General features: G+C 45.9%; 12 protein-coding genes. 4 read left to right on the top strand and 8 right to left on the bottom strand.

The features are described 5' to 3' along the window. Positions 1-50 precede the first annotated feature (50 nt). Entirely contained in the window at positions 51-2,960 is a 2,910-nt protein-coding gene (gene rapA / locus H9L11_RS04645) for an RNA polymerase-associated protein RapA (protein ID WP_064377046.1), read from the top strand. 108 nt (positions 2,961-3,068) lie between these two features. On the opposite strand, the gene H9L11_RS04640 is transcribed toward rapA, so the two are convergent. Further along, complete coding sequence (locus tag H9L11_RS04640) at positions 3,069-4,334, bottom strand: divalent metal cation transporter (RefSeq protein ID WP_064377045.1); 1,266 nt, start codon at positions 4,332-4,334, stop codon at positions 3,069-3,071. Positions 4,335-4,676: 342 nt separating this feature from the next. Here H9L11_RS04640 and H9L11_RS04635 point away from each other — a divergent pair, with 342 nt between their 5' ends. Both H9L11_RS04635 and H9L11_RS04630 read left to right on the top strand, forming a co-directional pair. Beyond that, positions 4,677-5,429: a pseudouridine synthase gene (locus H9L11_RS04635; protein WP_017821305.1), complete on the top strand. Its 753-nt coding sequence runs from the start codon at positions 4,677-4,679 to the stop codon at positions 5,427-5,429. A gap of 103 nt (positions 5,430-5,532) precedes the next feature. Beyond that, positions 5,533-6,495 (top strand): D-2-hydroxyacid dehydrogenase, encoded by a 963-nt coding sequence (locus H9L11_RS04630; RefSeq protein ID WP_017636188.1) that lies wholly within the window; start codon positions 5,533-5,535, stop codon positions 6,493-6,495. Between the two features lie 89 nt (positions 6,496-6,584). Here the strand turns inward: H9L11_RS04630 and yjgA are convergent, their stop codons facing one another. Then, a complete protein-coding gene (gene yjgA / locus H9L11_RS04625) occupies positions 6,585-7,112 on the bottom strand; it encodes a ribosome biogenesis factor YjgA (RefSeq protein ID WP_033907410.1) in 528 nt (175 codons plus the stop codon). Between the two features lie 110 nt (positions 7,113-7,222). Between yjgA and pmbA the strand changes: the two genes are divergently transcribed. After that, on the top strand, positions 7,223-8,566 hold the full coding sequence (gene pmbA, locus H9L11_RS04620; protein ID WP_054577139.1) for a metalloprotease PmbA: 1,344 nt from the start codon (positions 7,223-7,225) through the stop codon (positions 8,564-8,566). A 64-nt stretch (positions 8,567-8,630) separates the two neighbouring features. On the opposite strand, the gene mgtE is transcribed toward pmbA, so the two are convergent. The 6 genes from mgtE to H9L11_RS04590 form a co-directional block, all read right to left on the bottom strand. Then, positions 8,631-9,989, bottom strand: a complete 1,359-nt coding sequence (mgtE, locus tag H9L11_RS04615) for a magnesium transporter (RefSeq protein ID WP_005381121.1) — start codon at positions 9,987-9,989, stop codon at positions 8,631-8,633. A gap of 148 nt (positions 9,990-10,137) precedes the next feature. Next, positions 10,138-10,413 carry an HPr family phosphocarrier protein gene (locus H9L11_RS04610; RefSeq protein WP_005381120.1) on the bottom strand — a complete coding sequence of 92 codons (276 nt, stop codon included), beginning with the start codon at positions 10,411-10,413 and terminating at the stop codon, positions 10,138-10,140. A 2-nt stretch (positions 10,414-10,415) separates the two neighbouring features. Continuing rightward, entirely contained in the window at positions 10,416-11,279 is an 864-nt protein-coding gene (rapZ, locus tag H9L11_RS04605) for an RNase adapter RapZ (protein WP_005381118.1), read from the bottom strand. Positions 11,280-11,293: 14 nt separating this feature from the next. Further along, positions 11,294-11,740 (bottom strand): PTS IIA-like nitrogen regulatory protein PtsN, encoded by a 447-nt coding sequence (gene ptsN, locus H9L11_RS04600; protein ID WP_005381116.1) that lies wholly within the window; start codon positions 11,738-11,740, stop codon positions 11,294-11,296. Between the two features lie 2 nt (positions 11,741-11,742). After that, positions 11,743-12,030 (bottom strand): ribosome hibernation promoting factor, encoded by a 288-nt coding sequence (hpf, locus tag H9L11_RS04595; protein ID WP_005381114.1) that lies wholly within the window; start codon positions 12,028-12,030, stop codon positions 11,743-11,745. Between the two features lie 24 nt (positions 12,031-12,054). Then, the gene (locus H9L11_RS04590) at positions 12,055-13,524 is read right to left on the bottom strand and encodes an RNA polymerase factor sigma-54 (protein ID WP_005381112.1); all 1,470 of its coding nucleotides are present in this window, start codon (positions 13,522-13,524) and stop codon (positions 12,055-12,057) included. Positions 13,525-13,535 lie beyond the last annotated feature (11 nt).

The raw sequence follows: 13,535 nt of genomic DNA, 5'->3' as shown, positions 1-13,535 counted from the left end.
TAGACCAACAAGAAATACGAATCAAGAACTAATAACGAGGTAGTCAATTCATGACATTTGCTTTGGGGCAGCGCTGGATTAGCGATACGGAAAGCGATTTAGGTTTAGGTACCGTTGTAGCAATGGATGCTCGTACTGTGACATTGATGTTTGCAGCGTCAGAGGAAAACCGAGTTTACGCACGTAACGATGCACCTGTTACCCGAGTCACCTTTAATGTTGGGGATGTCATCGATTGCCAAGAAGGTTGGTCTCTAAAAGTAGAAGAAGTACTGGAAGATGAAGGTCTTTACACCTATTTCGGTACTCGTGAAGACACGCAAGAAACCGCTGTTGTTCTGCGTGAGATTTTCCTTAGCAACCAAATTCGTTTTAACAAACCTCAAGATAAGTTGTACGCCGGTCAAATCGACCGTATGGACAACTTTGTTCTGCGTTACCGTGCGCTAACCAACCAGTTTGAGCAGCATAAGAGCCCAATGCGTGGCCTATGTGGTATGCGTGCAGGTTTGATCCCTCATCAGCTTTACATCGCGCACGAAGTTGGCCGTCGTCACGCGCCACGCGTCTTATTGGCGGATGAGGTAGGTTTGGGTAAAACCATCGAAGCGGGCATGATCATCCACCAACAAGTTCTGTCTGGTCGTGCCGAACGCATTTTGATTGTGGTGCCTGAAACACTGCAGCATCAATGGCTGGTTGAGATGATGCGTCGTTTCAATCTGCATTTCTCTATCTTTGACGAAGAGCGCTGTATCGAAGCGTTTGCGGATGCAGAAAACCCATTTGATACTCAGCAATATGTGCTGTGTTCTTTGGATTTCCTACGCAAGAGCCGCAAGCGTTTTGAACAAGCACTGGAAGGTGAATGGGACCTACTGGTTGTCGATGAAGCGCATCACCTTGAATGGAGCCAAGATAAACCGAGCCGTGAATACCAAGTGGTAGAAGGCTTGGCTGAACGTACTCCAGGTGTGTTGCTACTGACTGCAACGCCAGAGCAGCTTGGTCGTGAGAGTCACTTTGCTCGTCTGCGTTTGTTGGATCCAGACCGCTTCTATGCTTACGAAGCATTCGTTGAGGAAGAAGAGCAATACGCGCCCGTAGCAGATGCGATTACTTCACTCTTTTCCGGTGAAAAGCTACCTAATGAAGCAAAAAACCAAATTACTGAACTGCTTTCTGAGCAAGACGTAGAACCACTTTTCCGTATTATTGAAAGTGAAGCGGACGAAGAAGCTAAAGCGTCGGCACGCCAAGAGCTGATCGATAACTTGATGGATCGTCATGGTACAGGGCGTGTTTTGTTCCGTAACACGCGCGCGGCCATCAAAGGCTTCCCTACGCGTAACGTGCATCTGATGCCAATGGATATTCCACCGCAATACACTACATCAATGCGTGTTGCTGGAATGATTGGCGGTAAGATGAGTTCTGAAGCACGTGCGATGAAGAACCTTTACCCGGAAGAAATTTTCCAAGAATTTGAAGGCGATGACGCGAGCTGGTGGCAGTTTGACTCGCGTGTGAATTGGTTGCTTGAAAAAGTAAAAGAGAAGCGCAGCGAGAAAATCCTCGTGATTGCTTCTCGTGCGAGTACCGCACTGCAATTGGAGCAAGCACTGCGTGAGCGTGAAGGTATCCGCGCCACCGTTTTCCACGAAGGTATGTCGATTCTTGAACGTGACAAAGCGGCGGCTTACTTTGCGCAAGAAGAAGGTGGAGCACAAGTTCTTATCTGTAGCGAAATCGGCTCTGAAGGTCGTAACTTCCAGTTTGCCAACCAACTTGTCATGTTCGACTTGCCATTTAACCCAGACTTGCTTGAGCAACGTATTGGTCGTTTGGACCGTATCGGTCAAAATCGCGATATCGACATTCATGTTCCTTACCTGAAAGGCACATCGCAAGCGATCCTAGCACGTTGGTTCGATGAAGGCCTGAGCGCTTTTGCGGAAACCTGCCCAACAGGCCGTGCTGTTTACGATAAGTACTCCGATGATCTGATTGAAATTCTTGCCTCTGGTGATACCAGCACGCTAGATGAGATCATTGAAGCGTCAGCAAAAATGAATAAAGAGCTGAAATCCCAATTGGAGCAAGGCCGTGATCGCCTATTAGAAATGCATTCAAATGGCGGGGAAAAAGCACAACAAATCGTTGAGAAAATTGAATCAACTGACGGCGATACCAATCTGGTCACCTTCGCACTTTCTCTTTTTGACACGATTGGCTTGAATCAAGACGATAAAGGTGAAAACGCCCTGATTGTGACCCCATCTGAGCACATGATGGTGCCAAGCTACCCAGGTCTGCCATACGAAGGAGCGACGATCACGTTTGATCGTGATACGGCTTTATCTCGTGAAGATATGCACTTTATCAGTTGGGAACACCCAATGATCCAGGGTGGTATCGATCTTCTTATGAGTGAAGGGGTGGGGACGTCTGCGGTATCTCTATTGAAAAACAAAGCGTTACCAGTCGGGACTATTCTTCTTGAGTTGATTTACGCGGTAGATGCGCAAGCGCCAAAACGCAGTGGTATCGCGCGCTTCTTACCGAAAACGCCAATCCGTTTAATGATGGACTCGCGTGGTAATGATTTGTCTGCTCAAGTGGAGTTTGAAAGCTTTAACCGCCAGCTCAGCCCTGTAAACCGTCACTTAGGTAGCAAGTTGGTTACGTCGGTACAGAAAGACGTACACCGCTTAATTGAAGCCGGTGATGTTCTTATTGAAGAGAAGGTCGAAGAAGTACGCAAACAAGCTCATCAAGATATGCAGCACAGTTTGAATGCAGAGCTTGAGCGTTTGCAAGCACTGAAAGCGGTGAACCCAAATATTCGTGACGAAGAAATTGAAGCTATCGACGCACAAATTAAAGAGCTCACTGGTTACATCAACCAAGCTCAGGTTCAGCTCGACTCGCTGCGTTTGATTGTGGTGAGCCACAACTAAGTAAGTATTTATTGCTCATTAAAAAAGGTCTTCAGTTGAAGACCTTTTTCTTTATTTACGGTTTAGTTTCTTTAAGCGGAATGCATTAATCACTGATAGCTATCTCATTTACATCAACCACTTCCACCAGATAAATACAGCCAAGAAGCCAAACAAGTAAATCAGGCCTGCAATCGACAACCACTTTAGTTTAGGTCCAACAGCCAAAGGCTCAGGTAACTCAGTTTTGCTCACTAATGTGTAATTTAGCAGAGCAAAGAATGGCGTGGTCATAAAGGCGAGGATCATCGCAAAGTTCAGCATAGGCAATAACGCAGAAGCCCAGAAAACCACAATACCCAATGCAAGTAAGGAGACTACCAGCATGATCGCTGAAGTGGTTTTAGGGTTAGTGTCTGGTTGTGAGCGCAGTAGGCGTTGAGAATCCGAAATAACGCGAGAATAGCCATCAATAACGGTAATCGTGCTGCCAAAGATACAGAAAAACGCAATTACCGCGATCAAGTAACGAGACCATTCGCCAATCGTTGCCGCATATAAGCCAACCAATTGGTGGGAGAAGCCAACACCAGAGCTTTCAAGCGCAACGCCAGATCCATAAAGCATCAAAGAGCCTAGCGATACAAAGATAATGGCAAGAAACGCCGTGCCAATATAACCGACATTAAAGTCAAATAGAGCAGAGCGGTATGTTACTTCTTGCTGGCTTGATTGGCGTTTTAGCCATGCTGAGGTTAAACAGGAGATCTCTATCGGTGCAGGCATCCACCCCATTGTCACAACGATAAAACCAATAGCCGCAATAGACCAAGGTGACGGTGGCTCGAAGTTGGCCACTTGTTCAACAGGGTTACCAAAGGCGATAGAAACAGCGAGTAAAGTCGCGATGGTTAACACCGACATGATCACTTTAGATAGCGTATCGAGCGCTTTGTAATGGCCAGCAAATAATATGAGCAGGCAGGTAACAATCACAATGATACTGAGTGATGCCATTGATAGTGAAAACGGAATGAAGTAGCCCAGCAAGCTAGCGCTAAACATCAACAAAGCGGCGGTATTGATGACGGCCGATACCACGCTCAGAAATAGAAATAGCCATAGATAAGGCCGGCCTAATTTCGCGTAGCCCTCAACCAAGGTGAGCCCTGTCCCCATGGTGTACTGTACGCCTGCTCGGAAAAAAGGGTATTTAAACAGGTTTACGAGCAGAATCAGTGCAGCCAATTGCCAACCATAAATCGCACCAGCCTTGGTTGATGCCACGAGGTGAGAGCCACCGACCGCAGCAGATGCCATTAATATGCCGGGGCCTAGCGAACGAAAAAATAAGGAAAGTTTGGATTGGGGTTTATCTATAACGGCGGAGTCCATTGCTTATTGTCCTTTTTATCTTATGTATCTTTCTAAAGAGATACATACCGCAGTACATGACAAGCTGAGCGATCGCCCTATACTGCGCAACGGTAATGTCTTTTAAATGCTGTGTTTTGGTGTATTTATTTTAAGTATTCTTTGCGAATATCATGCTGTGTGCATCTAGCACTCTATTCAGTTATGCGTCTTGTTGTCAAACTAAATTTACAACGTGCTATTTTTAGTTTTTATGCTAAAGGATTGACTTTGTTTTATTAGGTTGAACTTTTCTTCAGAATCCTGCATCTGGGTGCTATTTGGGTATATAATCGCGGCGTTTTTATTTTGTAGAGATCTCCCATGGCAATGCTTGAATATACCCCTCCCACCGACCCTTGGGTCGATATCGTTTTTGAGGATGACGACATTCTGGCAGTGAATAAGCCATCAGGGCTGCTGTCTGTCCCTGGTCGCCTTGCAGAGCATTACGACAGCATGTGGAGCCGCCTCAAAGAGTTGCATCCAGAAATTCAAGTTGTGCATCGCTTGGATATGTCGACATCAGGGTTGATGTTGCTGGCGAAAAACAAACCCGCGGAGCGAGCATTAAAAAAGCAGTTCCAATATCGCCTCACTCACAAGGTGTATTACGCACGTGTTTGGGGGCATGTTGAGCCGCAAGAAGGGAATATTGATCTTCCATTAATTTGTGATTGGCCAAATCGTCCACGACAAAAAGTATGTTTTGACGACGGCAAACCATCTCAAACTTTATTCCAAGTAGTGAAGCGTGAAGTGCACCCTGATGGCACCCATACGACCGTTGTGCGACTACTGCCCATTACTGGTCGATCGCATCAGTTACGCGTGCATTTGATGGCGATTGGTCATGCGATTATTGGTGATGAGTTTTATGCAACTGAAGAGGCGTATCAGTTTTCAGAGCGTTTAGAGTTGCACGCTGCGGAGTTAAGTTTTTATCACCCAGTCACAGAACAGTTGAGCAGTATTTTTGTACCCTGTGACTTTTCTCCTGAAGCCGAGGCGATGATCTTTAACTATTTTTCGCCAGAGCGTACATTGCCTGATTATAAAACGTTGCCACACCCTTAATGCCAATTGCACTCAACAGCGGTTCTTTCTAGTTCGCTATTTTTGGCTATTTCGTTACTGTGGTTGATGTATCCTGTCTTTCAGCCGTGAACAAGGAGTTGTTATGTCTTTGCCAAGCATCGTATTTTTAGACCGAGCGACCATCCCAGAACATATTGAGGTCCCACGACCTGGCTTTCCGCACCACTGGCGTGAGTACGACCTAACTGCGCCTGAGCAGGTAATAGAAAGGTTAGCAGATGCCGATATCGTGATTAGCAATAAAGTCCTGCTTGACCAACATGTATTAGAGCAACTACCAAAATTACGGATGATCGCGGTTGCCGCAACTGGTTTTAACAACGTCGATGTGAACTACTGTGCTAATCATGATATTGCGGTTGCTAATGTACGTGGTTACGCGACGCGTTCGGTGCCCGAGCATGTGATGTCAATGTTATTCGCTTTAAGACGGAATTTATTTGGGTACCACCAAGATATTGCCGCAGGTGAGTGGCAGCGTAACCAGCAGTTTTGTTTTTTTACGCACCCAATCGGGGATATTGGTGGTAGCACGTTAGGTGTTGTTGGTAGCGGGGCACTAGGGCAAGCGACGGCGAATCTGGCTCAAGCGTTAGGAATGACCGTGTTGTTTTCTGAGCGTAAAGGGGCGGCAGAATGTCGGCCTGGTTATGTGCCGTTTGAGGAAGTATTAAAACGCTCCGATGCGCTGACCTTGCATTGCCCGCTCAACGATCATACTCAGAATTTAATTGGTCAAGCAGAGTTGCAACAAATGAAGTCCAACTCCATTTTGATTAATACAGGGCGTGGAGGTTTGGTGGATGAGAGCGCACTGGTGGATGCCTTAAAACAGCAAGAAATTGCAGCGGCTGGTTTTGATGTTTTTACACAAGAACCGGCTGATGAGAGCAATCCGCTGATTGCCAATATGAGTTTACCTAATTTGTTACTGACACCGCATGTTGCATGGGGCAGCGACTCATCTATTCAACGTTTAGCGGAAATCTTGATTGAGAACATTAACGCTTTCGAGCGCGGAGACCGCGTTAATCGCTTAGTGTAACGCTGACTGTAAAACCAAAGATAAAAAAAGCAGACATTGACGTCTGCTTTTTGCGTTTAAATCGAATGCTCATTGCGTGAGCCCTCGAATTAAAACTCTTCTTCGTTTAGACCTTTAAGGAGCTGAAAGATTTCGCGGTACGCTTTTGCTGGTTTCCCAGATTTTTTCTCTTTCGCTGCTTGGCGAGCAAGTTGGCGTAGACGCTGACGATCCGCTTCTGGGTACATTTCCATTACGTCATCAATGGCTTTGTCACCTTCTTCCACTACGCGATCACGCAACGCTTCAAGTTTGTGGAATACCGCCGTTAATTGAGAGTGCTTATTACGAATTTTATCCAGTGCGGCTTGGATTGGCTCTGGATCTTCGTAACGCATCAATTTACCAATACGTTGTAATTGGCGACGACGCGCTTCATTTTTAAAACGTTGCGCGTCAGCAATTGCTTCTCGCAAATCTTCACTCAATGGAAACTTTTCTAGAACTGAAGGTTTGAGGCCGACAAGCTCCTCACCTAGCTTTTGCAGTTCTTCCATGTCTCGCTTCATCTCGGATTTACTTACCCAGATGATCTCTTCTTCTGGTTCCCATGGCGCTTTTTGATTCTTACGTGCCATTTCAGTTGCCTGTGTTTTGATTAATATTATGAGTATTTTAACAAGAATCATGGGGAGAAAGCGAAATTCTTGTTATCCTATTGTTCATCAAAGACAAGATGTGAAAGACAATGGATATTAAACAGCAGGTTGCTGAGCAACGTACCGAGCTAGAGCAAGCCGTAGCAAGAGCTTTAAAGCTTGCATCGGCAAAATCTGACGCCGCCGAAGTCGCAATTACTAAAAGCACTGGTTTAAGTGTTTCAACTCGTATGGGTGAAGTAGAAAATGTCGAGTTCAACAGCGATGGTGCGCTGGGCATTACCGTTTACCGAGGTCAACGCAAAGGCAGTGCTTCCACGTCTGATTTAAGTGAAGCTGCAATCGAGCAAACCGTTATAGCGGCGCTAGATATTGCACATTACACATCTGAAGACCCATTTGCAGGCCCTGCAGCAAAAGAATACATGGTGCAAGAGATCCCTGAGCTTGATCTTTTCCACCCAGACGCACCCGATCCAGACTATGCTGCCAATGTGGCGATTGCAGCAGAAAAAGAGGCGCTAAGTTATAACAATGCAATCAAGCAAAGTGATGGCGCGAGTTATGATAGTCATTACGGCGTGAAAGTGTATGGCAATAGCCATGGCTTATTAGCTAGTTATGCGTCTAGCCGCCATAGTACTAGCTGTTGTGTAATTGGCGTTGGTCAAAACGGCGAGATGGAACGTGATTACAGCTACACCGTGGCACGTCATCGTGATGACTTATGGACCCCAGAAACGGTGGGTCGTAAGGCGGCAGAGAATACGGTTAACCGCTTAGATGCGCAGCGTCTAAAAACAGGTCAATACCCAATCATGTTTGCGGCTGATGTTGCGACAGGCTTGATTGGCCATCTCGTTATGGCGATCAGCGGTGGTAACTTGTACCGAAAATCTTCTTTCTTACTTGACCATCTAGGCAAACAAGTGCTTCCTGAATGGTTCAATATCTCAGAACGTCCGCATGTATTGCGTGGTTTGGCATCAAGTCCATTCGATAGTGAAGGTGTGTACACTCAAGACCGTGAGATCATTACCGACGGTGTGCTAGCAACTTATCTGTTAACCAGTTATGCCGCACGTAAAATGAAGATGACGCCGACAGGTCACGCTGGTGGGATTCATAACTGGTACGTGAAGTCGACAGGCCAAAACTTCGAACAAATGCTTAAAGAGCTCGGTACTGGTCTTCTAGTGACTGAAGTCATGGGACAAGGTGTGAACGTGGTAACGGGTGATTACTCTCGCGGTGCCGCAGGCTTCTGGGTTGAGAATGGCGAAATCCAATACCCAGTATCAGAAATTACCATCGCAGGTAATCTAAAAGACATGTTCACCAAGATTGTGGCGGTTGGTAGTGATATTGAAACGCGCTCACAAATCCAAACGGGCTCTATCCTACTGGATACCATGAAAGTGGCGGGTGAATAAGCTTTTCTAGCAATTCAGAATCAAAAAAGCCTGATGTGTTCATCAGGCTTTTTCGTTTTTTCTGTTAGGTAATCAGTATTGTGGCAAGCCCTAAGAAGACAGATAAACCAATCACATCCGTCACCGTTGTTAATGCCATACCACCAGCTAAAGCAGGATCGATGTTCATTTTTTTCAATAGGATTGGAATCGTTACTCCTGCAATACCTGCGACCAATAAGTTGGTCAGCATGGCGGCGGAAATGATTCCTCCGAGCATCCAGTTACCTTTCCAAGCAACAACAATACCGCCAATAATCAGCGCCCACATGATGCCGTTAAGTAAGCCGATCGAGGCTTCTTTCATTAACAGTTCGCGTTTGTTTGAGTCACCGATATGACCAAGAGCAAGACCACGAATCACTAGTGCGACGGTTTGGTTACCAGCGACACCACCCATGGACGGAACAATCGTCATCAATACCGCAATGGCCGCCATTTGATCTAATGTGGCCTCAAACATGTTAGAAACGGAAGCAGCAGCAAGGGCGGCTAATACGTTAGCGCCAAGCCAGATACTGCGTTTGCGAGCTGATTTTACAACAGGCGCGAAAGTATCTTCGTCATCGTCCATACCCGCCATACTCATCATCGAGTGTTCCGCGTCTTCACGAATAACGTCAACCACGTCATCGATGGTGATACGGCCGACCAAATGCAAGTTTTCATCAACAACAGGTGCAGATACCCAATTACGGCGTTCGAACAGACTCGCAACATCTGAGTCGCTAGTATCGACGGTGATGGCCTCGTCCGCGTCTTCCATTACATCAATGATTTTTACGTCTGGCTGAGTGGTAATAAGCGTCGTGATCGGCAGTTCACCGATGAGCTTACTCTCTTCATCGATCACATACAGGGCATCCGTAGCTTCTGGAAGCTCGCCTTTCATACGTAGATAACGCAAAACTACGTCCACATCGACGTCACCACGAATTGTGATGACGTCGGTGTTCATCAGTCCACCCGCGGTGTCTTCTGGGTAGGATAGGGCAGTTTCGACCCGTAGACGGTCAGAGGAGTCCATTTGCGACAGGACTTCGCGTGACAGGTTGTCAGGCAAGCTACGCAGTACGTAAGCCACGTCATCGGTATCCATGCCTTCTGTCGCTTCTGCTAGCGCTTCTGGTGCCATTTTGGATACGAGGCTGTCTTTGACGTCTTCGTTCAGCTCGTCAAGGATTTCACCATAATCTTCAGGGTCGGTGAGTTGCCAAAGAACTTCACGGCTCTTACGTGGGGAGGCTTCTAAAAGGTGAGCGATATCCTCAGGTTCCATGTCCTGTAATTGACGACGAACATGGACGAAGCGGCCATTTTCTAGCGCTTCTGTGACTTCTTGGAGGGCTTGGTGAGCTTGGTCGAATTCAATTTGCTCTGCCATTCATTCCTCCCAATTCCTGATATTTACAATGCGTTGAATAATAACTTAATTCTAGGCGCCTTTTAATAACAACTTATGATACTAAGCAAATTTATTTATTAGGTCAGGGAAGAGAAAGATAATGGGAGGTAAGAAAAAAGCGAGTAAACTACTCGCCTTCATCAAATTTATCTTCGATCAAGTGGCAAACGGCATCCAGTGCTTCTTCCGCTTGCCCACCCGTTGCGTGGATCGTGACGTATTGTCCTTGAGCGGACTCTAGCATTAACAGGCCCATTACGCTGTCTGCTGTGGCGGTTTTGTCTTCTTCATTGTCGATGGTGATGACCGCTTCAAAGCTCTGTGCCAGTTCGACCAGTTTGACTGCTGCACGAGCATGTAAGCCAAGGCGGTTTTGAATCAATACTTTACGACTTAACTCCACGGCTATTCCTTAGCGTTTTTCTCTAGTGAGGTATGGCGAATTTGTACTTGGTGTCCTTTGTTGGCGAAGTATTCACCGATTTGCTGAGTTAAGTACACCGAGCGGTGCTTACCACCAGTACAACCGATTGCAACGGTCAGGTAGCTGCGGTTGTTTTTCTCAAGTAGAGGTAACCAATTCTCTATAAAGCTTTCAATTTGATATTTCAAACTTAACACCGATTGGTGTTGCTCTAAAAATGCGGCGATAGGAGCATCCAGACCTGTAAGCGGGCGTAGTGCTGGTTCCCAATGTGGGTTAGGTAAGAAGCGAACGTCGAATACGTAATCGGCATCGGAAGGCAGGCCGTATTTAAAACCAAAAGACTCAAATACCATCACGAGCCCTTTGCGATCTCTGCCTTCAACGCGCATACGCACAGTTTCACTCAATTCATGCAAAGACTGCCCACTACTATTTAGGACCAGATCTGCATGCGCTTTGAGTGGCGTCAAAATTTGCTTCTCACGCTCGATGGCTTGATCGAGCGAGAGGGAGGTGCCACCTAAAGATAACGGGTGAATTCGGCGTGTTTCGCTGTAGCGTTTGAGTAGCGTTTCTTTATTGGCGTCCAAGAAAAGCACGGTCACATCAAGCTCAGTTTTTAACTGTTCTAGTGTACTCGTCAGTTCTTTTAGCTTTTTAGGAATATTTCGAATATCAATGCTGACTGCAACATTCTGTTTGCTGTCAGCAACAGAATGAACAAATGCGTCCAGCAAGTTAACTGGTAGGTTATCAACACAGTAGTAACCTAAGTCTTCCAGTACACGAAGCGCAATACTTTTACCGGCACCTGAGTGCCCGCTAACAACGATTAGTCGCATGGAGTTAGTCCTGCTTATTGGTGAATCATGATGTCGTAAAGTTCTTCATCACTCTGAGCATTACGCAGTAGTTTCAATACTTGCTTATCGCTCAGACGTTCTGCCATAGAGGATAGAGTCTTGAGGTGCTCTTTGCACTGTTCTTCTGGTACAAGGAGCGCAAAAAGAAGATCGACAGGTCGATTGTCAATCGCATCAAATTCGATTGCTTCATCACATTGCAGTAAGACAGCAATGGCCTTGTCGCTTGATTGCATTCTCGCGTGAGGGATCGCAATACCGTTTCCGATACCGGTACTGCCCATTTTTTCTCTATTGAGCATGCATTCGAACAGCTCGGTAGAATCTTGGCCCGTTTGATCAGCCACGATACGGCTGATCATTTCAAGGGCGCGTTTTTTACTCGTGCAGTGGACCGCACTTTTGGTGCAGTCCAATGACAGTATTTCGCTCAGTTGCATGATTAATGACTGTTTAGTTTTTCTTTGTGCTTATTAAGTTGGCGAACCAATTTATCTACCAGCGAATCGATCGCGGCATACATATTTTCGTCATCGGCTGATGCGTGGATTTCGCCTTGATTTATGTGAAGCGTAGCTTCCGCGATTTGAGTAATTTTTTCAACTTTTAGTACAACATGCACTTGATTGATATGGTCGAAGAACCTTTCGAGCTTCTGAAACTTAGAATTTACATAGTCTTGCATTGAATCGGTAAGATCAACGTGATGGCCTTGAATATTGATTTGCATAGACTTTCCTTTTCAGTTAGTGCCTTATAATAGGCGTTTACGCTGACTTGAAGGGGCAATTCCCAAGGATTCGCGATATTTGGCTATCGTACGTCTTGCGACCTGAATCCCTTGGTCAGCCAGAAGAGCAGCAATCTTGCTATCACTCAGTGGTTTGGCAGTATTCTCTGCTGCGACCAGTTTTTTAATGAGTGCACGAATTGCTGTTGACGAACATTCTCCGCCGTTGTCAGTACTAACATGGCTAGAGAAGAAGTACTTCAATTCAAAAATACCACGTGGTGTATGCATAAATTTTTGCGTTGTTACACGAGAAATCGTGGATTCATGCATGTCCACAGCCAAAGCGACATCATTGAGTACCATTGGCTTCATGGCTTCCTCACCATACTCGAAGAAATCTTGTTGATGTTCAACAATACATCTTGCAACTTTGAGTAGCGTCTCGTTTCTACTCTCTAAGCTCTTAATTAACCATTTTGCCTCTTGCAAATTGCTGCGGATGTACTGGCTATCCGCGCTATTACCTTTGCCTAACTGAGCATATTGTTGATTTACTTTTAATTTTGGCACGCTATCCGGGTTTATAGAAACGGTCCATTTGCCATTGTCTTTAAAAACGGATACGTCTGGAATTACGTACTCGGTATCATCAGGAGTGATGCGACTACCTGGACGAGGATCTAACTGTTGGATAAGCTTTAAGACTTCACGCAGATCGGCTTCTTTCAGCTTAGTCTCTTTGATGACGAGCTTGTAGTCACGGTTGCCTAGGTGATCAATATGATCCGCAAGTATCATTTTGGCTTCAGCAAGCCATGGCGTGTCTTCTGGGAAGGTCGTCAGTTGCAGTAACAAACATTCTTGTAAGTTACGCGATGCAACGCCAAGAGGATCGAATTGTTGAATGCGTTTACGAACGGCTTCTACTTCGTCTAACTCTATCTCTTCATTATCGAAGCTCTCATGAATCTCTTCAGGCGACAAAGTTAAATAGCCGTAGTCGTCAACAGCGTCAATAATCGCTAATGCAATCGTGCGGTCGGTTTCACTGAATGGTGTTAGGTCAAGCTGCCACATGAGGTAATCATGTAATGATTCAGTGGTTTCGCCTTGGTAGACGGGCATATCATCATCAAGAGCTAAGCCAGTGCTACCAGTATTCGCGCTGTAGACGTCATCCCAAGTCGTGTCGATTTCAAGTTCAGAGCTAATTTCTGATTTCTCTATCACATCGGAGCTATCTGGAACGTCAATTTCTGTTGGTTCGCTAGCACTGTTGCTATCAGCAGCCTCGACCGCTGACTTATCTTCACCGTTTGCTAGAGGCTCGTCTTGGCCTTCTTCAACTTCCAATAATGGGTTTGAGTCCAACGCTTCTTGGATTTCTTGTTGAAGATCGAGTGTCGACAATTGCAATAAGCGAATCGCTTGCTGCAACTGTGGCGTCATGGCTAACTGCTGACCTAGCTTGAGTTGTAATGAAGGTTTCATTCAGTGTTACT

The organism is Vibrio sp. sp1 (genome assembly GCF_016920955.1).
GTDB lineage: Bacteria > Pseudomonadota > Gammaproteobacteria > Enterobacterales > Vibrionaceae > Vibrio > Vibrio alginolyticus.
Note: the sequence above shows the minus strand (reverse complement) of the source record. Positions and strands in the feature narration are given on the sequence as shown.

Bases quoted from the DNA above. Each gene is read 5' to 3' on its own strand.
- rapA (WP_064377046.1), top strand. From the start codon at position 51: ATGACATTTGCTTTGGGGCAGCGCTGGATTAGCGATACGGAAAGCGAT.
- H9L11_RS04640 (WP_064377045.1), bottom strand. From the start codon at position 4,334: ATGGACTCCGCCGTTATAGATAAACCCCAATCCAAACTTTCCTTATTT.
- H9L11_RS04635 (WP_017821305.1), top strand. From the start codon at position 4,677: ATGGCAATGCTTGAATATACCCCTCCCACCGACCCTTGGGTCGATATC.
- H9L11_RS04630 (WP_017636188.1), top strand. From the start codon at position 5,533: ATGTCTTTGCCAAGCATCGTATTTTTAGACCGAGCGACCATCCCAGAA.
- yjgA (WP_033907410.1), bottom strand. From the start codon at position 7,112: ATGGCACGTAAGAATCAAAAAGCGCCATGGGAACCAGAAGAAGAGATC.
- pmbA (WP_054577139.1), top strand. From the start codon at position 7,223: ATGGATATTAAACAGCAGGTTGCTGAGCAACGTACCGAGCTAGAGCAA.
- mgtE (WP_005381121.1), bottom strand. From the start codon at position 9,989: ATGGCAGAGCAAATTGAATTCGACCAAGCTCACCAAGCCCTCCAAGAA.
- rapZ (WP_005381118.1), bottom strand. From the start codon at position 11,279: ATGCGACTAATCGTTGTTAGCGGGCACTCAGGTGCCGGTAAAAGTATT.
- ptsN (WP_005381116.1), bottom strand. From the start codon at position 11,740: ATGCAACTGAGCGAAATACTGTCATTGGACTGCACCAAAAGTGCGGTC.
- hpf (WP_005381114.1), bottom strand. From the start codon at position 12,030: ATGCAAATCAATATTCAAGGCCATCACGTTGATCTTACCGATTCAATG.
- H9L11_RS04590 (WP_005381112.1), bottom strand. From the start codon at position 13,524: ATGAAACCTTCATTACAACTCAAGCTAGGTCAGCAGTTAGCCATGACG.